This window comes from Methylorubrum sp. SL192 (assembly GCF_026672325.1).
Taxonomy (GTDB): domain Bacteria; phylum Pseudomonadota; class Alphaproteobacteria; order Rhizobiales; family Beijerinckiaceae; genus Methylobacterium; species Methylobacterium extorquens.
Map to the genome: position 1 here is coordinate 4,330,120 of NZ_JAPPQV010000003.1, position 19,976 is coordinate 4,350,095.

Annotated in this window: 16 protein-coding genes and 1 tRNA gene; 3 read left to right on the plus strand and 14 right to left on the minus strand. The window is 69.2% G+C overall.

Annotated elements, in window-relative coordinates:
• Positions 1–277 precede the first annotated feature (277 nt).
• The 7 genes from glmM to OVA30_RS20880 all read right to left on the minus strand — a co-directional run bounded on the left by glmM (position 278) and on the right by OVA30_RS20880 (position 8,206).
• On the minus strand, positions 278–1,618 hold the full coding sequence (gene glmM / locus OVA30_RS20850; RefSeq protein WP_003601519.1) for a phosphoglucosamine mutase: 1,341 nt from the start codon (positions 1,616–1,618) through the stop codon (positions 278–280).
• A 186-nt stretch (positions 1,619–1,804) separates the two neighbouring features.
• Positions 1,805–2,554, minus strand: a complete 750-nt coding sequence (locus OVA30_RS20855) for a sulfite exporter TauE/SafE family protein (RefSeq protein WP_268176694.1) — start codon at positions 2,552–2,554, stop codon at positions 1,805–1,807.
• Between the two features lie 112 nt (positions 2,555–2,666).
• Positions 2,667–4,595 carry an ATP-dependent zinc metalloprotease FtsH gene (ftsH, locus tag OVA30_RS20860; RefSeq protein ID WP_003601516.1) on the minus strand — a complete coding sequence of 643 codons (1,929 nt, stop codon included), beginning with the start codon at positions 4,593–4,595 and terminating at the stop codon, positions 2,667–2,669.
• Positions 4,596–4,732: 137 nt separating this feature from the next.
• Positions 4,733–5,761 carry a tRNA lysidine(34) synthetase TilS gene (gene tilS / locus OVA30_RS20865; RefSeq protein ID WP_268176695.1) on the minus strand — a complete coding sequence of 343 codons (1,029 nt, stop codon included), beginning with the start codon at positions 5,759–5,761 and terminating at the stop codon, positions 4,733–4,735.
• Positions 5,758–6,783: a tol-pal system protein YbgF gene (gene ybgF, locus OVA30_RS20870; protein WP_268176696.1), complete on the minus strand. Its 1,026-nt coding sequence runs from the start codon at positions 6,781–6,783 to the stop codon at positions 5,758–5,760. The genes tilS and ybgF overlap by 4 nt, the downstream gene beginning before the upstream one ends.
• A 173-nt stretch (positions 6,784–6,956) precedes the next feature.
• Positions 6,957–7,469: a peptidoglycan-associated lipoprotein Pal gene (gene pal, locus OVA30_RS20875; protein WP_056116883.1), complete on the minus strand. Its 513-nt coding sequence runs from the start codon at positions 7,467–7,469 to the stop codon at positions 6,957–6,959.
• A 383-nt stretch (positions 7,470–7,852) separates the two neighbouring features.
• Complete coding sequence (locus OVA30_RS20880) at positions 7,853–8,206, minus strand: hypothetical protein (RefSeq protein WP_003601508.1); 354 nt, start codon at positions 8,204–8,206, stop codon at positions 7,853–7,855.
• A gap of 102 nt (positions 8,207–8,308) precedes the next feature.
• Here OVA30_RS20880 and OVA30_RS20885 point away from each other — a divergent pair, with 102 nt between their 5' ends.
• Positions 8,309–8,707, plus strand: coding sequence for a response regulator (locus tag OVA30_RS20885; RefSeq protein WP_268176699.1), 399 nt, complete (start codon positions 8,309–8,311; stop codon positions 8,705–8,707).
• 95 nt (positions 8,708–8,802) lie between these two features.
• Here OVA30_RS20885 and OVA30_RS20890 read toward each other — a convergent pair whose 3' ends face one another.
• Entirely contained in the window at positions 8,803–9,825 is a 1,023-nt protein-coding gene (locus OVA30_RS20890) for a WcbI family polysaccharide biosynthesis putative acetyltransferase (protein WP_268176701.1), read from the minus strand.
• A gap of 47 nt (positions 9,826–9,872) precedes the next feature.
• Between OVA30_RS20890 and OVA30_RS20895 the strand changes: the two genes are divergently transcribed.
• A complete protein-coding gene (locus tag OVA30_RS20895) occupies positions 9,873–10,934 on the plus strand; it encodes a GSCFA domain-containing protein (RefSeq protein WP_268176702.1) in 1,062 nt (353 codons plus the stop codon).
• A 144-nt stretch (positions 10,935–11,078) separates the two neighbouring features.
• On the opposite strand, the gene hemC is transcribed toward OVA30_RS20895, so the two are convergent.
• The gene (gene hemC / locus OVA30_RS20900; RefSeq protein WP_268176703.1) at positions 11,079–12,008 is read right to left on the minus strand and encodes a hydroxymethylbilane synthase; all 930 of its coding nucleotides are present in this window, start codon (positions 12,006–12,008) and stop codon (positions 11,079–11,081) included.
• Positions 12,009–12,203: 195 nt separating this feature from the next.
• On the opposite strand from hemC, the gene OVA30_RS20905 reads away from it, so the two are divergent.
• Positions 12,204–12,279: transfer RNA gene (locus OVA30_RS20905), tRNA-Lys, on the plus strand.
• A 307-nt stretch (positions 12,280–12,586) separates the two neighbouring features.
• On the opposite strand, the gene ggt is transcribed toward OVA30_RS20905, so the two are convergent.
• From ggt to OVA30_RS20930, 5 genes are all read right to left on the minus strand, one after another.
• The gene (gene ggt, locus OVA30_RS20910; RefSeq protein WP_268176704.1) at positions 12,587–14,203 is read right to left on the minus strand and encodes a gamma-glutamyltransferase; all 1,617 of its coding nucleotides are present in this window, start codon (positions 14,201–14,203) and stop codon (positions 12,587–12,589) included.
• 170 nt (positions 14,204–14,373) lie between these two features.
• A complete protein-coding gene (locus OVA30_RS20915; protein WP_268176705.1) occupies positions 14,374–15,312 on the minus strand; it encodes a polysaccharide deacetylase family protein in 939 nt (312 codons plus the stop codon).
• Entirely contained in the window at positions 15,309–17,780 is a 2,472-nt protein-coding gene (locus tag OVA30_RS20920) for a branched-chain amino acid ABC transporter ATP-binding protein/permease (protein WP_268176706.1), read from the minus strand. The genes OVA30_RS20915 and OVA30_RS20920 overlap by 4 nt, the downstream gene beginning before the upstream one ends.
• A 2-nt stretch (positions 17,781–17,782) precedes the next feature.
• Positions 17,783–18,652: a branched-chain amino acid ABC transporter permease gene (locus OVA30_RS20925; protein ID WP_268176707.1), complete on the minus strand. Its 870-nt coding sequence runs from the start codon at positions 18,650–18,652 to the stop codon at positions 17,783–17,785.
• Between the two features lie 46 nt (positions 18,653–18,698).
• Positions 18,699–19,889, minus strand: coding sequence for an ABC transporter substrate-binding protein (locus OVA30_RS20930; protein ID WP_268176708.1), 1,191 nt, complete (start codon positions 19,887–19,889; stop codon positions 18,699–18,701).
• Positions 19,890–19,976: the final 87 nt, after the last annotated feature.

Here is a 19,976-nt window from a genome sequence, read left to right on the forward strand (position 1 = left end):
ACGATTTCCTTGACCCATCGAGCGCGCCGAAAATTGAAGGCCGGCCCGAGATGCGAATGCAAGGATGATCGAGGAAGGTTAAGTCGGCCTTAACGTAAAAAGTTAGCCTTGCCGATCTGTTGCCGTGATTGGCAAAGCTGCCGGAAAATCAGTACCATCGCTGCTTGTGCTTTCCGCCGGCGACGGCCCCGGCAGCGGATCGGCTCCGCCCTTCGCGTTGCCGAACCGATGCCCGGTCTGGAGCCGTTCCCGACCCCATTGCATCAGGCCGGCGTCTTCAGGCCGCTGCGCGGGTGACGGCATCCACGACTTCGTCCACGACCTCGGCGACGAGATCACGGTCGTCCCCCTCGGCCATCACCCGGATCACGGGCTCGGTGCCGGAGGGGCGGATCACCAGGCGGCCCGACTGGCCGAGCCGGTCCTTGGCATGGGCGATGGCGGTGACGACCGAATCCGCGCGCAGGGGCTCACCGGAGCGGAAGCGGACGTTCTTGAGGATCTGCGGCAGCGGCTCGAAGCAGTGGCACACCTCGCTCACGGGTAGGTTGCGGCGCTTGACGACGCTGAGGAGCTGAAGCGCGGCCACCAGCCCGTCGCCCGTGGTCGCGTAATCCGACATAATGATGTGGCCGGACTGTTCCCCGCCGAGATTGTAGCCGTGCTGGCGCATATGTTCGAGCACGTAGCGATCGCCGACGGCCGTGCGGGCGAGCGTGAGACCGATGCTGTTGATGTAGCGTTCGAGTCCGAGATTCGACATGATCGTCGCGACCAGTCCCGGCTGGGTCAGGCGCTCGTCCTCCTGCCACGAGCGGGCCACGGCCGCCATGAGCTGGTCGCCATCGACCTTCTGGCCCTTCTCGTCGACGATCAGCACACGGTCGGCGTCGCCATCGAGGGCGATCCCGACATCGGCCCGCAACTCCCGCACCTTCTGCACGAGGGTCTCGGGCGCGGTCGAGCCGACATCGTGGTTGATGTTGAACCCGTCCGGCTCGACGCCGATGGAAATCACTTCGGCGCCCAGTTCCCAAAGGGTTTCCGGCGCGACGCGGTAGGCTGCGCCGTTGGCGCAGTCGACGACGACCCGCAGACCGTCCAGGGTGACGTGGCGCGGCAGGGTACGCTTGGCGAACTCGATGTAGCGGGCATGCACGCTCTCGATCCGCTTGGCGCGACCGAGGTCGCGCGAAGCGGAGAGGCGGTTGCGCATGTCGCCGTCGATCAGGCTTTCGATCTCGAGTTCGAGATCGTCGTTGAGCTTGAAGCCATCGGGGCCGAAGAGTTTGATGCCGTTATCCTCGTATGGGTTGTGCGAGGCCGAGATCATCACGCCGATATCGGCGCGCATCGAGCGGGTCAGCATGGCGACGGCGGGGGTCGGCATCGGCCCGAGCAGCAGCACGTCCATGCCGACGGAGGTGAAGCCGGCGACGAGCGCGGTCTCGATCATGTATCCCGAGAGCCGGGTATCCTTGCCGATCACGACGCGGTGGCGGTGGTCGCCGCGTTGGAAGATCACGCCCGCGGCCTGCCCGACCTTGAGAGCAAGTTCCGGCGTGATGACGACGTTGGCCCGTCCACGGATGCCGTCGGTTCCGAAGTGTTTGCGCAACGTCGCTTCTCCGCGCTCGGCGTGGTTCGCACAGACCAGATTATCAGAATGGCACCCGACCGGCAGAACGGATCTCGGGTATCGTGAATCGGTTGCTCCGGGATAAAGGCGTTCGAAATGGGGCGGCCCAGCCGGATCGGCGAGCAGGGGGTGCTTCGTCTTTTTCCCCGAGGGCCGGAGTCTGCTCTATCGAAGAAGTTGCGGCAGGCCCGAGAGAAGCAGGGCGATGCCTGAGACGGTCAGGAGGCCGAGAACGAGCCGGCGAAACCCGGTCTCGCTCAAGCCGATATAGGCACGCGTGCCGATGATGGTCGGGATCAGCATGGCCGGCAGGACCACGAGGATCATCGGCAACATGCTTCGTGTGACGATCCCGGACGCGACGTAGATGGTCAGCGTGACGGCGAGCATGGACAGATTGAAGTTCTGGATGACGGCGCGCTGCACGTCACGCTCGTAGCCGCGGAGCGTGCACCAGAGCGTCGGCAGCGTGCCCGTGAACCCGCCGAGACCGCCAAGGATGCCGCCGCCAAGGCCGACGGCAGCGTCGGCGAGACGGCCGCCGACGGTGATGCGCGGCCAATCCTTCGACAGGAGCATCGCGGGGCACCAGAGCACGAGAATGGCGCCGAGGATCGTCTTGAACCAGTGCATGTCGAGATGCGGCAGCAGGAGCGTCCCGAGCGGGACACCGGCAAGGCCGCCGAGCACGAACGGCGCCAGTAGCCGGAGATCGAAGCCCCGGCGCATCGTGAGCGCAGCGATGATCTGCCCCGTGAGCGCACCGGTCACCGCGAGTGCCGCTGCAAGCTGCGGGTCGATCACCCAGGCCCAGACCGACATGGCGACGAGGCCGAACGCGAAGCCCGACAGCCCTTGTACGAAGCCGGCGATGGCCGCGCCGAAGGCGACGATGAGATAGACCGAGCTCGACATGCGCCGGGTTTTTTCACCCTCGTCTTGAGGCAGGGCCTGCCGGTGCGGTGGCGCGCAATGGCCACGAAAAAGGGCGCCTCACGGCGCCCCTTTTCCAACCTTGATCGGCCGTTCAGCCCTGCGGCTGCGGGCTCGGCTCCAACCCGCCGTCACTGCCGCGCGGGCGGCCACGGCCGGTCGATGGCACCGGCGAGCCGCGGGCCGGGGTCGGCGGAACGTCGCCCGAGTCGCGCACCGGCGGCTCGCCCTGGAGCAGCTTGCGGATCTCGTCGCCGGACAGGGTCTCGTATTCGAGCAGGCCCTGCGCCAGCGCCTCGAGATCGTCCTTGCGCTCCCCGAGGATGCGACGCGCCTCTTCCAGGCCGGCCTCGACGAGACGGCGCACCTCTGCGTCGATCTTCTGGGCGGTTGCCTCAGAGACCGTCTGCTGACGGCCCATCGACATGCCGAGGAAGACCTCGTCGTTGTTGTCGCCGTAGGCCACGGTGCCGAGTTCCGGCGAGAAGCCCCAGCGGGTGACCATCATCTTGGCCAGCCGCGTCGCCTGCTCGATGTCGGATTGGGCGCCCGACGTCACCTTGTCCTTGCCGAAGATCATCTCCTCGGCGATGCGGCCGCCCATCATGATCGCCAGCCGCGAGGTCATCTGCTCGAACGACATCGACAGCTTGTCGCGTTCGGGCAACTGCATGACCATGCCGAGCGCCCGGCCACGGGGAATGATCGTCGCTTTGTGGACCGGGTCGGTCGCCGGCACGTTCAACGCGACGATGGCGTGGCCGCCCTCGTGGTAGGCGGTGAGGCGCTTCTCGTCCTCGGTCATGACCAGGGTACGCCGCTCAGCGCCCATCATCACCTTGTCCTTGGCGTCCTCGAACTCGTGCATCGTGACGATGCGCTTGCCACGGCGCGCCGCCAGCAGCGCCGACTCGTTGACGAGGTTCATCAGATCCGCGCCGGAGAAGCCGGGGGTACCGCGGGCGATGGTCTTCAGATCGACATCCGGCGCCAGCGGCACCTTGCGGACGTGAACGCGCAGGATGCGCTCGCGACCGGTGACGTCCGGGTTCGGCACCATGATCTGGCGGTCGAACCGGCCGGGACGCAGCAGGGCCGGATCGAGCACGTCGGGGCGGTTGGTCGCCGCGATGATGATGACGCCCTCGTTGGCCTCGAACCCGTCCATCTCCACGAGGAGCTGGTTGAGGGTCTGCTCGCGCTCGTCGTTGCCGCCGCCGAGGCCGGCGCCGCGGTGACGGCCGACCGCGTCGATCTCGTCGATGAAGATGATGCAGGGCGCGTTCTTCTTCGCCTGCTCGAACATGTCACGCACGCGGGACGCGCCGACGCCGACGAACATTTCGACGAAGTCCGAACCGGAGATCGTGAAGAAGGGCACGTTGGCTTCACCTGCGACCGCGCGGGCGATCAGGGTCTTACCGGTGCCGGGCGGGCCGACGAGCAGCACGCCGCGCGGGATGCGGCCGCCGAGGCGCTGGAACTTCTGGGGATCGCGCAGGAACTCGACGATCTCCTGAAGGTCCTCCTTGGCCTCCTCGACGCCGGCCACGTCGTCGAACGAGACGCGCCCATGCGCTTCGTTGAGGAGCTTGGCCTTCGACTTGCCGAAGCCCATGGCGCGTCCGGCGCCGGACTGCATCTGGCGCGAGAGGAAGATCCAGGCGCCGATGAACACGAGGATCGGCAGCCAGCTCACGAGAAGCTGGATGAACCAGGGCGTGTTGTCGGAAGGCGGGCGCGCCGTGATCTGCACGCCCTTGCCCTGTAGCTTCGAGACCAGGCCCGGGTCGTTCGGTGCGTAGCTCGAGAAGTTGCCGCCGCCTACATAGGTGCCGCTCACGTCCTGGCCGGAGATCGTGACGGACTGAATCTTGCCGGCGTCGGCATCATTCAGGAGCTGGCTGTAGGCGATCTCGCTGCCGCCGCCACGGTGACCCGGGTTCTGGAACAGGGTCACGAGGGCGAGCACCAGCAGGAAGATGACGACCCACAGGGCGAAATTGCGGAAATTCGGGTTCATCGATCGGTCCTGGGAGGCGTGCGAGCGTCGTCCCGCAATGTCGCGGCATACCCCACGCACTCCAGGCCAATGTAGGCGGCGCCCCACCGGTTGCCAAGTAAATCGGCTGCCCCTGCGTCGAGGGCGACCGCGTAACGTTAGCGGCGGCGGTCCGGCGCCCTGCGCGGCGGCGCCGCGACAAGGCGGATCGTCCCCGCCCCGTCCGCCTCGATCAGGACGCCGCGGAGGGTGCGGCGCAACGCCCTCCCCTCGGCCAGAGCCGGCAGCAGCGCATCGAGAACGAGCGCTTCGAGCCGTTCCAGGCGCTTCGGAACGGGGGCTTCGTGAGTCGGCGCGACCGTGTCGAGAGCCGCATCGACGACGCGCAAGACGATGGCGCACGGTTCGCGACGCAGGCGTTGCCCGTCGAGACGCAGCCCTTCCTCATCCGTGCGCGTGATCTCCGCCAGGACGACCTCGGCACGCTGCCTCAGCGCCGCGTCGTCCCGACCGGCGCGAACAGCAAGGCGGGCCAGCCGCGCCGCATTCAGGCCTTCCTCCGCCAGGAGCGGCAGAAGGCGACGCAACCGGGCTCGGGTGAAGCGCTCATCCGTGTTGGAGGGATCGCGCAGGAACGGGAGGCGGTGCATCTCGCAATAGGCCACGAGGTCGGCCTTCGAGAGGCTCAAGAAGGGGCGTACCAGCCGGATGCCCGGTGCCAGGGGGCGCTCGTCCCGCATCCCGGCGAGCCCGGAGGGCCCGCTTCCGGCGATGAGCCGCATCAGCACGGTTTCGGCCTGATCGTCCAGCGTGTGCGCGGTGAGAATGAGGCCCGCGCCGATCCGTGCGGCATGGTCGGCCAGAAGCCTGTAGCGGGCGCCGCGCGCCGACGCCTGGATCCGGCTGCCATGTCGCGGCGCGTCCCAGGTCAGAATCGTGTGGACAAGGCCGAGTTCGACGGCAAGGCGCCCGACCCCGAGCGCCTCATCGGCCGAACCCGGCCGGAGGGCGTGATCCACCGTCGCGACGCGGAAAAGGTCCCGCCCCGCTTGGGCGGCCGCGTGCATCAGCGCCGTGGAATCGGGTCCCCCCGAGACGGCGAGCAGGGTTGGGCGAGTTGGTTCTTCGAGGAATGGTGCGAGGGCGCTGGCGAGCCGGTCGTCGAGGGACGCGGGCGCTGCGCTCAAGCGGCGCAGCGGGCGCGCTTCTGCTCGCGCTCGACGCCCTGGCGCACGATGGCGCCGGCGCTCGGAAACTTGCGCTCGACCTCGGCCAGCGTGGCGCAGGCCTGGGCCTTAGCGCCGAGCGCATGCAGAGAGGTGCCGAGCTTCAGCATCGCCTCGGGGGCGACGGGCGAATTCGCGTAGTCGGTCGATACCTTCAGGAACTGCTCGGCGGCCTCGCGCGAGCGGCTGCGCTGGAGGTAGCTCTCACCGAGCCAGTAGGTCGCCTTCGGCACCAGCCGGTCGCGCGGATGCGATTGGATGAACTGACGCAGGCTCATCTCGGCCTGCTCGTACTGGCGCTCGCGAATGAGAGCGTAAGCGGCCTCGAAATCGGCCTGCGCGTCGCCGCTGCCGGTGGCGGCGATGCTGGCGCTCCCGACGGGTGCTTCGACCGGCGCAATCGACCCGGTGCGCGAGGGCGGCGGCGAGAGATCCACCGGACCGCCGAAGCCGGGCGGCGGCAGATCGCCGTCCTCGGACGCATCGGCATCGGCCTCCACCACCGTCGGGGGAACGGAGCGGCGCAGGGGTGTCTCGGCCTCGGCGATGGCGCCGGTCGGCAAGGGCAGCGAGGGCGGCGTCGTCCCGAGTGGCTTCGGGGCGCCCGGCGCATTCGGGTTCTGCTCGGGATCGAAGGCATCGCTGCGCTTGCCGGGCCGGCCCTCACCGGGATTGGTGCCATAGGGAGCGGCCGAGGGCGGTGCCGCGGCGGGCGCCGGTGCCTTGCGGGCCGGCGCGGCGGCGCTCCCCTTCCCTTCCTGGAAGCGGAACTCGACATCCTCCTGGAACTTCCGAAGCTGTTCCTTGAGCTGCCGGTTTTCGTACTGGAGCGTCTCGATCTGTCCCGAGAGCTGCCGGGACACGTTCTCGAGGCGGTTGAGACGCACCACGAGTTCCGACGCATCCTGCGCCCGCGCGCCGCAGAGCACTGCTGGCGCGATCGCGAAACCGAGTCCGAGGGTCAGGAGGAGGCGGCGGAACATGGCGGCTGGCACCGATCGGTCTTCTGGTTCGCGGCCGACGTCGTGTCCTCCCCGAACCCTCCGCTGCGCCGTCGCGGCCGGAGCGGCGACGGTCGACGACCGGCGGTTCGATGAGGCACACTTACCCGATAGCAGATGGCCCGGTCGGCCGCAAAACCGGGCCCGCACCCGTCTCAGGAGCCGGCGCCGCCGTCCAGAACGCTGACGGAGCGCCGGTTCTGCGACCAGCAGGAGATGTCGTTGCAGACCGCCACCGGGCGCTCCTTGCCATAGGAGACCGTCCGCATCCGCGAGGCCGAGATGCCGCGGGAGGCGAGGTAATCCTGCACGGTCTGTGCACGGCGGGCGCCGAGGGAGTAATTGTATTCCCGCGTGCCGCGCTCGTCGGCATGACCCTCGATGAGGAAGCTGTAGCGCGGGTAGCGCTGGAGCCACGATGCCTGCTTGTCGAGGGTGGCGGTCGCGGTCGGGGTGAGATCGGTCGAGTCGGATTCGAAGAACACCCGGTCGCCGATATTCACCACGAAATCCTGGGCGCTGCCGGGGCGGGCCGCGCCTCCGGCGCCGCCGGCACCGAAGCCGGACGCGTCGGCAAGATCGCTGTCCTTGCTGCAGGCGCCGAGGCCGAGTGCGGCGCAAAGCGCCAGCGTCAGGGAAAGCCCACGGAAACGCGCGGGTGTCGACATCGTCTCTCTCCTCACGGCCGAGCCGTGCCGGTTGTCCTGCCGGCGCCCGCTCCGATCATCTGGCGATCGGGGCCGGCTCCGAATCTCGGTTTGAAGGCGCTCCCGATGACCGGACGCGGATCCGTGTCGGCCCTGAGCGTTTCGTCCCGAACGGTGTAGCCGCGGATGGTTAAGTGTCTCTCACGCAAGCACCCGCACCGCTGTCTGTCTGCGAGACGGGCCGGACGGCGGTTCGCGCTGCCGCGACCGTACCGACCGGCGACCGATCCAAGCTCGACCGCAGCGACGTCAGTGTTCTGTCCAAGATTGCGGCGCGCCGTGGGCGGGAGAAGAAACGGCGCCGCTTTGCCCTGCGATGTTGCGGTGCGGCAACACGCGCCGCATCACACGCCGCGCAACGTCGCGATCGCGTTCCGGGCCTGACGGGCGGCGTGAACCGCGGCGCCCAGCGGCGCCGCGATTTCCGCGCCGCTCAGGCAGGCCTGCTCCAGGGCGGCACAGGCGCCCGACAGACGGTGGAAGGAGAGCGCACCGCTCGACGAGACGAGGATGTGGGCGTCGCTGGCAAGGCGCGCCGCTTCGCTGGCGGGCGGATCGAGGCGGATTGCGATCTCGTGGTCCAGGACTCCGAGCAGCTCCATCAGGCGGGGGCGGCCGAACAGATCCGCCAACTCCGCCAGCGCGTCGGCATCGAAGGCTGGCGCCTGGACGGGACGCTGCGCGTCAGGCTCATTCATTCCATTGCTCAGCTTTGCGAAAACTTGCTATGCGGCGGTCAAGTTAATGATGCATTAACTGTTCCGCCATGTGATGGGCGCGCCGCAAACTGGACAAGGGCCATGCCTTCCGCGCCGACCGTGCTCATCGTCGAGGACAATTACCTGCTACTCGAGATGCTGACGCGGCTGTGCGAGCGTGAAGGCATGCGCGTGCTTGCCGCGTCGAGCGGCGAGGCGGCGCTGACGACGTTGCGGGACGGGGGTGAGGCCATCGATTGGCTGCTCACCGACATTCTCCTGCCTGGTCTGATCGACGGCTGGGCCGTGGCCGCCGCCTATCGCGAGCGTCACCCGAGGCGGCCGGTCGTCTACGCCTCGACCGCGGCGCAGATCGAGAGCCGCACGGTTCCCGGTAGCATCTATATCCGGAAGCCGTTCCAGGCCCGGGAGATCGTGGAACTGGCGAGCGTGATGGCTGCGTCGCACAGCCTCGGAGACGGCCGTCGTATCGCCGGCTGAGTGGGTTCCGACAAGCTCACTGCTTCGCCGTTGTGCCGAAAGCGGAAGCGGGGTGCCTCGGGCCGCCGGCTGACACCCTTGCGTGACGAAGGGGTCTACGCTGCACCGAAGAGCGCGCCGATCTCCGGATCCTTCTCCCAGGCCTCGACCCGCGCATTGGTGAGATCCTCCGATCGCTGCCGCGCGTAGAGGGCAAAGCTCTCGGCCACAAAATCCGGCAGATCGAGCAGGCGCGGTGCGGCGCGGCGGCCGTCGCTCTTGAACAAGGTCGAGCCCGGCACGCCGTAGCGCTCCGCGATTCCCGGCAGGACCGGCCAGACCGGCTCGAACGTCAGCGCATCGGGGGCGTAGGTCTCGACCGGGATGTCGAGCGGGTCGTAGCCGGTCTCGCGGGCGAGGCGCCGGGCGATGTCGCCCAAAACGTGCAGGTGCGGGTGGTTGATGACGTGCATGAACACGCCGCCGCGGCTCCACAACGCGAATTCCCGGTCCAGGCCGAACCCGACGTCGCGGGCGGTGCGCAGCAGGTAGTCCGCGCTCGCCTGCCACAGGTCGAAATAGCCGAGCCGTTCGAAGACGGCACCGGTATAGAGCCGCAGGGTCGCCTCGACGCTCAGCCCATGGCGAAAACCGTGGAGCGCGATTGCCGAGTGATACGGCCCGATCGGCGAGGCGACGAGACGGGACAGCCTCAGGCTCGCTTCGTCGCCGACATGGATGAGATCGGGATGGAAGCCGGAAAACAGGATCGTCGGAAACAGCCGCAGCCCCGGCACGCGTTCCGCGAGCCCGTGGACGTTGCCGCCCGCGACGAAGCCCGTGGGAAAGAAATGCGAGAAGACGTGGTCGGCGTCCCGGAGATGGTGTGCCAGCCGATCGAGATGCCCGAACCGTCGGCCGAGCCCGGCGACGAGGAGCGTCTCGACCGCGGCTCCCGGCAGCAACAGGCGAAGGGTCTGCGCGACGCCGCCTGCCTGGCAATTGCCGATCACCACGATCCGCGGGCGGCCAACCGGCCGCTGCCACGGTCTCGCCCAGGATCGCGGGGAGAACGGCTGCGCCGCGAAGGCCCGGACGGCCGGGGCGAGCGGTTTGAAAAGGGCGGGGAGCGGGGCCAAGCGGCGCGCGGCCTCTCGCGGGCATGCGTGCAGGATCGGATCAGGCGATGAACCCTTACCGCGATCTACCGGCCGAGCGCTTCTGGCGCAAGGCGGTGGCGGGCGTGCCGCCCTTCGCCCTCGATCCGGGTCCGCGCGAGACCTTTCGCATCGCCCGCACCGACCGCGTCGCGACCGCCGGCTCCTGCTTCGCGCAGCGCGTCTCGCAGGCGCTGGCCCGCGGCGGATTCCGCTACCACGTCACGGAAACCGCGCCCGATGGGTTGAGCGAGGCCGAGGCGACCGCGCGTCAGTTCGGCACCTTCTCGGCGCGTTACGGCAATCTCTACGGCCCGCGCCAGTTCGTGCAGCTCTTCGACCGGGCCTTCGGTGCCTTCGATCCGCAGCTCAAGACGTGGCAGCGCGAGGATGGACGCCTCGTCGATCCGTTCCGCCCGACCATCGAACCTGATGGCTTCGCCGACGAGGCTGCAGTGATCGAAGCCCGCGAAACCCATCTCGGCCGGGTGCGCGACCTTTTCGAGAGCCTCGACGTGCTGGTCGTGACGCTCGGCCTCACCGAGGGCTGGCGTTGCCGCGCTGACGGGGCGGCACTCTCCCTCGCGCCGGGGGTCGCGGGTGGGCAATTCGATCCGCAGGAGGTCGCCTTCGTCAATGCGGGCACGGCCGAGGTGATCGCCGACGTCAACGGGTTCCTCGATCGGCTCTGGAGCGTGAATGCGGCGGCACGGGTCATCCTCACCGTCTCGCCGGTGCCGCTGATCGCGACCTATCGCGACCAGCACGTGCTCGTCGCCAACGCACACTCGAAGGCGGTGCTGCGGGCCGCCGCCGGGGAGGTCTGCGAACGCAACGATCCGCGCCTCGTCTACTTCCCGTCCTACGAGATCATCACGAGCCACACCAATGGCGGGCGCTACTACGAGGAAGACCAGCGCGGCATCGCCGAGGCCGGCGTCGCCCACGTGATGCGCGCTTTCATGGCGAGCTTCGCCCCCGGTTCCGCCGAGAAACCGGAGCCGCAGCCCTCCCACGACAGCGAAGCGGAATTCGCCGGCACCGCGGGCGTCATCTGCGACGAGGAGGCGATCGAGCACAGCCTCGCCTGATCGGCGTTCCGCTCGATCCGAGCGGGAAGCGAGCGCTCAGCCCGCGCGGCGCGAGGGCGACCCAACGTGCTGACACGACGCGATCCCGCCCAGGCCCAAATCCGTGATCCCAAGGGGATCAACCGGGTTTGGAATGGTAGAAGACTACTTGAGGTGGGCGAAGTAGACGTCGCCCGCCGCCCGCTTCAGCTCGGCCCCGGCCTCGCGGCCGATCGCGTCGGCATCCGCGGCCAGTCCCTCGCGATGGACCGCCCAGTGGCGGCTGCCATCCGGCAGGAACAGCAACCCGTCGAGGCTGATGCGATCCCCCCTCACCTGCGCGAGCGCCGCGATGGGGGTGCGGCACGAGCCGTCGAGTTCGGCAAGCAGCCCGCGCTCCGCGTCGAGCGCCGTCGTCGTGGTGGCGCAGGCGACGGGCGCCAGCAGCGCTCGGATCGCGTCGTCCCCGCCCCGGCACTCGATGCCGAGTGCACCCTGCGCCACGGCCGGGAGCATCTCTTCCACCGACAGCACGCTGCGGGCGACATCGGCCATCCCGAGGCGCTGCAGGCCGGCGAGCGCCAGCAGCGTGGCGTCGCACTCCCCCGCCTCCAGCTTGCGCATCCGGGTGTTGGCATTGCCGCGCAGGGGCACGATGGTGAGATCGGGCCGGTGCATCAGCACCTGCGCCCCCCGCCTGAGCGAAGAGGTGCCGACCCGGGCACCGGGGGGCAAGTCGGCCAAGCCGTTGGCCCCGTTCGCGCTGAGGAAAGCGTCGCGCGGGTCATCGCGTTCGAGGATGCAGGCGATGGCGAGCCCGTCGGGCAGCCACGTCTCCACGTCCTTCATCGAGTGGACGGCGACATCGATCTCGTCAGCAAACAGGGCCTGTTCGAGTTCCTTGGTGAACAGGCCCTTGCCGCCGATCTCGGAGAGCGGCCGATCAAGCACGCGGTCGGCCACGGTCGAGACGACGACGATCTCCGTCTCCAATCCCGGATTGGCCGCGACGATCCGATCGCGGACCATGCCGGTCTGGGCCAGCGCCATCGGGCTGCCGCGGGTTCCGATTCTCAAGGCGCGCGAAAGGCTCATCCCCGCGCTTTAGCCGAGACGATGCCGCCCGTCACGCGCTGGCACGCCTGTGGGGCCGCACGGGATGAGCGATCCCGGCGGCACTTTGTCGGAAAACTTTTCGGAAGGGGCTGGACAGGCCGTCCGCCCGTTGCTAATCCGCCGCCACCGAACGGGATTGGTGGCCCGGCGGTCCAGCCTCCTCACCGAGGCTTCGGGCGCATAGCTCAGTTGGTAGAGCAGCTGACTCTTAATCAGCGGGTCCTAGGTTCGAACCCTAGTGCGCCCACCAAACTCCCCCAGACACTCAGCCAATCGAATGCTCACTGGACCGGTGACGGTGTAAGCGACAGCAAGATTGGTGAGCCGTTTTTCTCCTTCGACATCTTCATGCGTTTGAGCCTGGAATCATCGATTCTGGTCCTGGCATAAATCTCTGCGGTGACATGCTACGACACGTCCCGCTGCACACCATTGATTTCCCGGTGACAAGCGTGTCGTCTTCCACCCGGCACTAGTTGATCGTACTCCATCCAGCGCCATCCCAAATGTCGCCTGTACTCGTTGACGCGCCGCCGTCGACGCAACCAGCATTCTGGTCAAAGGCCGAGAGCCAAGCCATCACTGCGCGGATCGTGGGCGCCGACGAAGCGGCCGTCATCCTCGATGCGGATTGCGCCGGGATGGCCGGCCAGGGGGCTTTGGGCGGGGATGGGACTGATCTCGTGCCCTCGCGCCTTCAGCTCTTCGAACACGGCCTGACCTGCATCGAGTTCGAGCTTCAGGCTGTCGCGGCTGTCCGAGAAGGTCTTGCCCAGAAGGAACCGAGGGCGCGCGAGGGCGGTGAGCGGATCCATCCCGTAATCGATCAGGCGCGTCAGCACCGCCGACAGGGTCTGTGGTTGCCCATCCGCGCCCTGCGTGCCGTACAACAAGTTCGGACGGCCGTTCTTGAAGTACATGCCGGGATTGAGCGTGTGGAACGGACGCTTTCCGGGGCGCAGCACGTTGATGCTGTCAGCGTCTACGCTGAAGGACGCGCCGCGATTGTGCCAGAGGATGCCGGTATCGCCCGCGACGACGCCGCTGCCCCAATCGAAATAGACCGTCTGCAACAGGCTGACGCAATTGCCGTCCCGGTCGGCCGCTCCGATGAAGACGGTATCCCCCGTCTTGAAGACATGGGGCCAGGGCGCAGCTTTGCGCGGATCGATGCTCCGGGCCTGCGCGTCGAGGTGCGAGGCCGATAGCAGCCGCTCGACGGGCACATCGACGAAATCGGGATCGGCGATGAAGCGGTTGCGGTCGATGAAGGCCAGCTTCACCGCTTCGACGAGGAGGTGGTAGTAATCGGCGCTGCCCTCGGGAAGGGAAGCCACGTCGAAGCGGTCGAGAACACCCATGATCTCAAGGGTGGTGAGGCCCTGTGTCGGCGGGCGCAGGCTGATGAGCTCCCCGCCCCGGTAGGGCACGCGCAGCGCGCTCTCGTTGCGCGCCCGGCAGCGGGCGAGGTCGTCCGCCGTCAGGGGCGAGCCCGCCTGCTCCAGCCCCCGCGCGATCCGCTGGGCCAACTCGCCCTCGTAGAAGTCGCGGCCGCCATTCTCCGCGAGCGTCGTCAGTGTGCGCGCGAGGTCGGGCTGCCGAAACGTCTCCCCGGCCTCCGGGATGCGGCCTTCGGCGGTGAACACGCGCACGATATCGGGCCAGTTGCCGAGCTCCTTGGCGCGGAAGTTCGCCCAGAAGTGTTGCGAGGGCGTCAGGGGAAAGCCCTCTGCCGCATAGGTGATCGCGCGCTGGAACAGCCCCTTCCAGGATTGCCGCCCGCCCCAGGCCCGCTGGCTGTAGGTGAAGGCTTGCTCCCAGGTATCGACGGCGGCCGCGGCGGTGATCGCCGAGCCGGGTCCGCGCAGCGGGATCGGCTGGCCGTCCTGCGGCAGCTTCGACGCCGCCTGCCCGATGCCGGACAGGGTGAAGCTGGCGCCGTTGCGATCGCTGACGATCATGAACGCGTCACCGCCCAAACCGCAGAAATGCGGGTAGGTCACGCAGAGGGTGGCGTTGATGGCGATCGCCGCCTCGATCGCGTTGCCGCCCCCCCGCAGCACCTCCCGCCCGGCTTCGCTGGCGAGTTCGTGCGGGCTCGTCACCATGCCCTGGCGGGACTGGGCGAGAGCGCCGCGGGGGGCGCTCGCTTCGGCGAAGAGACGGCTCGGCATGGTCGTCGCCCCCAGGGCAGCCGCAGAGGTCAGGAGAAGCGCACGCCGCGAACCGGCCGACGCGGAATGGTGAGGGCTTTCGCTATGATCCATGACCGGGTCTCCAGGGCGTCCGCTTGGGCCGATCGAGAGACCGCCTGGGGATGCCTGAGGCCGGCCGCACGGCGCCGCTACTTCACCAACTCGGCAGCGTGTGCCGCGATCGCGCCGGCCGTGGTGAGCCAGACCGTGTCGCGATGCCCGGCGATCCGTTCGAGCGCCTGCCGCAAGGGGCGTAAGCGGTGCGGCTGGCCGACGATGTAGGGGTGGAGCGCGATGCCCATGACCAGCGGCGCGCGGCGCGACTGCTCCAGCATCTCCTCGAAGGCGTCGGTGATGGCCTCGGCGAAGGCGCGTCCCGTGTCCTTGCGGGCGACGATCGCGGGGATGTCGTTGAGTTCCTGCGGATAGGGCACGGAGAGGATGCGCCCGCCGTTCCGCGTCGCGAACCACGTTGGCTGGTCGTCGTGGCACCAGTCGAGCAGGTAGCGGTAGCCCGCCTCGGCCAGCAGGTCCGGCGTGAACGGCGATTGCGAGATCCAGGGGCCGAGCCAGCCCGCGGGCGCCCTGCCCTCCTCCCGCGTCAGCACGGCGGTGGCCTCGGCGATGAGGGCGCGCTCCTCAGATTCCGAGAGGGTGCCCTGCCGCTCGGAATTGCTGCGGCCATGCCCGACGATCTCGTCGCCGCGGGCGCGGAAGGCTTCGATCAAGCCCGGACAGTCCCGGTAGATCCGGCTGTTGACGAGGATGCTGGCCGGCATCCGCAGGTCGTCGAGCATGTCGCGGATGCGCCATGCGCCGACCCGGTTGCCCCAATCGCGCCAGGCATAATTGAGGACGTCCGGCTGCGGCCCGCCCGGCGCCAGCTCGGCGCCGAGGCCGTCACCGAACGCGAAGGTTTCGAGGTTGAGCGCGAGGTAGACCGCGAGGCGTTTTCCACCCGGCCAGTCGTAGACCGGGCGGTCCGGCAGGGCGGAATAGGCGTAGCGGCCATGGCCGGCAGGGGGCGGCGCCGATGTCGTCACGGGGATGGTCTCGATCCTGTTGATGTGGGGCGCGTGCACCGTCACGCCGCCCCGAGATAGGCCGCCTCAAGGGCCTCGTCCGCCTTGAGCTCCGCTGCTGTGCCCTCTGCAGCGACGCGCCCCTGCTCCAGGACGTAGCCGCGGTCGGCCACGGTCAGCGCCAGCGCGGCCATCTGATCAACGATGAGGATCGTCGTGCCCTGGTCGCGCAGCTCGGCCACGGTCGCGTAGAGGCTGTTGATGATCGCCGGGGCGAGCCCGAGGGAGGGCTCGTCGAGCAGGAGGATGCGCGGATGCGCCATCATCCCGCGGGCGATCGCCAGCATCTGCTGCTCCCCGCCCGAGAGCAGGCCGGCGCGGCTGCCCGCCCGTTCGCGCAGGCGCGGGAAGCGGTCGAGCAGGGCCTCGACCTCGGCCGGATCGACCCGGCCGCCGCGGCTCCAGGCGCCGAGGCGGATGTTCTCGACGACGGTGAGTTCGGGAAAGACCTGGCGCCCTTCCGGCACCAAAGCGAGGCCGAGCCGCGCGATCTTGTGCGCCGGCAGCGCCGCGACGGGCGTGTCCGCCAGCACCACCGAGCCCTCGACTGGACGTAGCAGGCCCGCGAGCGAGCGCATCACCGTCGATTTGCCGGCCCCGTTCGAGCCCAGCAAAGCCACGGTCTCGCCCGGCCGCACCGCGAGGGCGATGCCGTCGAGGACGGGCGCGGCGCCGTAGCCTGCGCGCAGGCCGTGGGCGGAGAGGACTGCGTCGGCCGGACCGCTCCAGGGCGTGGACCGCGGCCGGGCCGGGGTCTCGGCGGCGCCGAGATAGGCTCGCAGCACGGCGGGGTCACGGCGCACCTCGGCCGGCGTGCCGCGGGCGATGGGCCGGCCGGCGTCCATGACGAGGATGCGGTCGGACGCGCCCATTACCAGCGGCATGTCGTGCTCGACGAGGATCACCGCGATGCCGCAGGCCGCGATCCGACGCAGCAGCGCACCGAGGCGGTCGGTTTCGGCCCGGGCGAGGCCGGCGGCCGGCTCGTCGAGGAGCAGCACTTTCGGGGACCCCGCCAGCGCGCGGGCGATCTCCACCAGCCGCCGGTCGACATGGGGCAGTTCGGAGGCCGGACGGTCGAGGGCGCCGGCATAGCCGACGAAGGCGAGCAGGGCCGCCGCGTCTTGGCGATCCTGCGCTTGCGCCCGGCGCAGCAGGCGTCCGGGAGCACGGGCGAGGATCACGTTCTCGACGACGCTGAGCGAGCCGAACAGCCGGGTCGTCTGGTAGGTGCGGGCGACGCCGGCGCGGGCGATGGCGTGCGCTGGCCGTCCGCCTAGTTCAAGCGCTCCGAGGCGGATCGTGCCGGCGCTCGGGCGGTAAAATCCCGAGATCATGTTGAGGACGGTGGTCTTGCCGGCGCCGTTCGGGCCGATCACGCTGGTGATGGCACCGGGGCGCGCCTCGAAGGCGACGCCGTCCGCTGCCCGGATCCCGCCGAAGGCGATGCCGAGTCCCTCGACGGCGAGCGGCGCGCCGCCGGTCCGGTGCAGGAAATTCGGTGCCTCGGCTCCCGGCTCCGAGCGCTCCCCGCCACCCCGCGGTAGAAGCCGGGCAAGGCTGCCGACGATTCCCGCCGGCACGAGCCAGAGCACCACGAGGGTGGTGAGGCCGAAGAACAGCAGCCGGTACTCGGCCAGCCCCGCCAACGCCTCGGGCAGGAGCACCGTCACTAGGGCGCCGAACAGGGGCCCGAGCACGGTGCCGGCCCCGCCGACCACGACCGCGAGGACGAACAGGATCGACTGCGTGAAGGGGAACGAACTCGGCGCGATGAACAGCATCAGCGGCGGCAGTACCGCGCCCGCGAGCCCGGTCAGCGCCGCGGAGATCGCGAAGGCGGCGGTTTTCACCCGGACCGGATCGAAGCCGAGCGAGGCGGCGGCGACATCGGCGTCGCGCACGGCGCGCAAAGCCTGGCCGAGACGGGCATGGCGCAGCCGGTGAAAGCCGTAGAGGCTGAGGCCCGCGCCGATCACCGCAAGCCATGCGAGTTCGCGCTCGCCGAGGGAGACGCCGAACAGGCTCGGGCCGGTGGCGACCACGAGGCCGTTCTGCCCGCCGGTGAGTTCCCCGCCCTCGATCAGCGCGTGCTCGACGAGGAAGCCGAAGGCGATCGTTACCATGGCGAGGTAGGGCCCGCGCACCCGCATCGCCGGCACGGCGAGCGCCGCGCCGACGAGGGCGGAGAGCCCGGCCGCGGCCGGAAGCGCCAGCCAGAAGCTTACGCCCTTGAGGGTCAGGATTGCGCTCGCATAGGCGCCGAGCGCGTAGAAACCGGCATGGCCGAACGAGATCAGCCCCGCGAGCCCGAGCAGGACGTTGAGCCCGGTTCCGGCCACCACCGTGAGTGCCACGAGGGCGATGACGAATTGGCTGTAGCCGCTCGTCGCGGCGACGAGGCCGAGGCCCGCGAGCGTCAGGGCCAGGATGGCGAGGGGCATCGCGGCCGGCGCCCGGAGAAGCGAGCGCATGGTCAGACCTTGTTGACGGCGGCGCGGCCGAGCAGGCCGTTCGGGCGGAGCGCGAGCGCGAGGATGATGACCGAGAACACGACGATCTGGGTCGCGCCCGAGCCCAGCGTGGCGGTGACGCCGGCCTCGACGAGGCCGTAGAGAAGGCCCGCCAGCACGACCCCGGTGGCCGAGCCGATGCCGCCGAGAATCGCCACGGCGAAGGCCTTGATCCCGAACAGCGCGCCCATCTCGGCCGAGACGGAAAAGAGCGGCGCGATGAGTAGGCCGGCGGCGCCCGCGAGCACGGCCGAGAGCGCGAAGGCACAGGCCACGGTGCGGGCGACGTCGATGCCCATCAGCCGCGCGGCTTCGGAATTCTGCGCCACTGCCAGCAGCACCCGGCCGAGTTCCGTGCCGCGGAACACGGCGCGGATTGCAACGGCCGCCGCAACGCCGACCACCGGGATCAGGAGCTGGAGCGGGTAGACGCCCGCGCCCAGAACCTGCACGGGCGCCGCGACCAGCGCCGAGGGCAGGCTGCGCGGTTCCTTGCCGAAGGTGAACAGCAGGACGTTGTCGAGGATGATGCCGCCGGCCACGGTTGCCAGGAGCCATGCATCGGAGCCGCGCACCACGAAGGGGCGCACCAGCAGCCGCTCGACGGCGAGGCCGAGCCCTGCGCAGCCGGCCAGAGCCGCGGCGATCGCCAGCGGCATCGGCCAGCCGAGCTGAACCGCGAAGGTGTAGCCCAGCACCGCCCCGAGGGTGACGGCGCTGCCTTGCGCGAAGTTCACCGTGCCGGAGACCGCGAAGGTGATTTGGAAGCCGAGCGCCACCAGCCCGTACATGCTGCCGAGTCCGAGCCCGCTGACGAGGGTGCTGGTCAGCATGGTGACATCCCCTGCCCTCTTCCGGGAAGGCGGCTCCGGACGCCGTTCACTTGGACACCGCGACGATCTCGCCGTTCTTGAAGCTTGCGAAGATGTAGTCGTCCGGTTTCAGGGCGTCGTGCTGGCCCGGTGCGAAGGGGGCCTCGTAGGTCTTGATCAGGCCGGCATAGGGCGCGACCTTGTAGAAGCCGTCGCGCACCTTCGGCCCCTCGGTGGCGCCCGCCGCCTGGATCGCCAGGGCGATCAAATGCGTGGCGTCGTAGGCGTTGGCGATGCCGACGGCGGGCGTGACGTCGGCCATGGACTTGATCGCCGGGTACTTCGCCTTGAGCGCGTCGAGCACCGCCTTCGCCTTCGGGCTGTCGTTGCCCGCGAAGGTGAAGGTCTGAACGAAGTGCACCCGTGCCGCACCCGGCCCGGCGAGTTCATCGAAGCGCCCGCCCGCCGGCCCCCAATGGGAGATCACCGGCACGGTCCAGCCCATCCGATCGAGGGACTTCACCACCTGGGCCGAGGGGCCGACATTGCCGACGAGGAACAGCGCGTCGGCCCCGGCCTCCCGCAGGCGCGAAAGCTGCGGGACCATGTCGATGTCGTTGGCCTCGTACTTCTCGATGCCGGCGCTGGGGAGACCCGCGGCCTTCAGCGCCGCCACCAGTCCCTGCTGGTTCGACTCGCCCCAGGCGTTGTTGACGAGGATCGCGCCGGGCTTCTTGGCGCCGTAGGTCTTGACCGCGTAGGCGACAAGGGCCTCGTCCACGAGCGCGTCGACCGCGGAGACCCGGAAGACGTAGTTGTCGGCCGCGCCGTTGCGGGTGATGCCGGTGCCGGCCGCCCAGGGCCCGACGAAGGGCACCTTCATCTGGTTGACGATCGGCACGATCGCCATCGAGACCGGCGTGTCGAGGCCGCCGATCAGCGCGACGACACCGGCACGCTGGATCAGCTCGCGGGCGGCGAGCACGCCCTTGGACGGGTTGGCCTCGTCGTCGCGGGCGACGAGTTCCAGCGGGCGGCCGAGGACGCCGCCGTTGCGGTTGATCTCTTCGATCGCCAGCCCGATCCCGCGGGAGATCGCCTCGCCGGATTTGGCCGACTGGCCGCTAAGCGCGGTGACGAGACCGATCTTCACCGGCTCTGCGGCCCGGACGGCACCGATGCTCGTGACCCCCGCCAAAAGGGCGCCGAGGACGAAACGCCGTGCGAGGGAGCGGGCGGGCTTGAGGCGTTGGGGCATGGCGATCCGGCTCCGTATGCGGTCGACCAAGGACCGCAACGGGCGTGCCAGATGAAACGTGCTCGTTTCTTCTTGCATTTTCCCGCC

Bases quoted from the DNA above. Each gene is read 5' to 3' on its own strand.
- ybgF (WP_268176696.1), bottom strand. From the start codon at position 6,783: ATGTTCCGCCGCCTCCTCCTGACCCTCGGACTCGGTTTCGCGATCGCG.
- OVA30_RS20930 (WP_268176708.1), bottom strand. From the start codon at position 19,889: ATGCCCCAACGCCTCAAGCCCGCCCGCTCCCTCGCACGGCGTTTCGTC.
- OVA30_RS20880 (WP_003601508.1), bottom strand. From the start codon at position 8,206: ATGAATGAGCCTGACGCGCAGCGTCCCGTCCAGGCGCCAGCCTTCGAT.
- OVA30_RS20895 (WP_268176702.1), top strand. From the start codon at position 9,873: ATGAACCCTTACCGCGATCTACCGGCCGAGCGCTTCTGGCGCAAGGCG.
- OVA30_RS20885 (WP_268176699.1), top strand. From the start codon at position 8,309: ATGCCTTCCGCGCCGACCGTGCTCATCGTCGAGGACAATTACCTGCTA.
- hemC (WP_268176703.1), bottom strand. From the start codon at position 12,008: ATGAGCCTTTCGCGCGCCTTGAGAATCGGAACCCGCGGCAGCCCGATG.
- OVA30_RS20855 (WP_268176694.1), bottom strand. From the start codon at position 2,554: ATGTCGAGCTCGGTCTATCTCATCGTCGCCTTCGGCGCGGCCATCGCC.
- ftsH (WP_003601516.1), bottom strand. From the start codon at position 4,595: ATGAACCCGAATTTCCGCAATTTCGCCCTGTGGGTCGTCATCTTCCTG.
- OVA30_RS20920 (WP_268176706.1), bottom strand. From the start codon at position 17,780: ATGCGCTCGCTTCTCCGGGCGCCGGCCGCGATGCCCCTCGCCATCCTG.
- ggt (WP_268176704.1), bottom strand. From the start codon at position 14,203: ATGCCGAGCCGTCTCTTCGCCGAAGCGAGCGCCCCCCGCGGCGCTCTC.
- OVA30_RS20925 (WP_268176707.1), bottom strand. From the start codon at position 18,652: ATGCTGACCAGCACCCTCGTCAGCGGGCTCGGACTCGGCAGCATGTAC.
- pal (WP_056116883.1), bottom strand. From the start codon at position 7,469: ATGTCGACACCCGCGCGTTTCCGTGGGCTTTCCCTGACGCTGGCGCTT.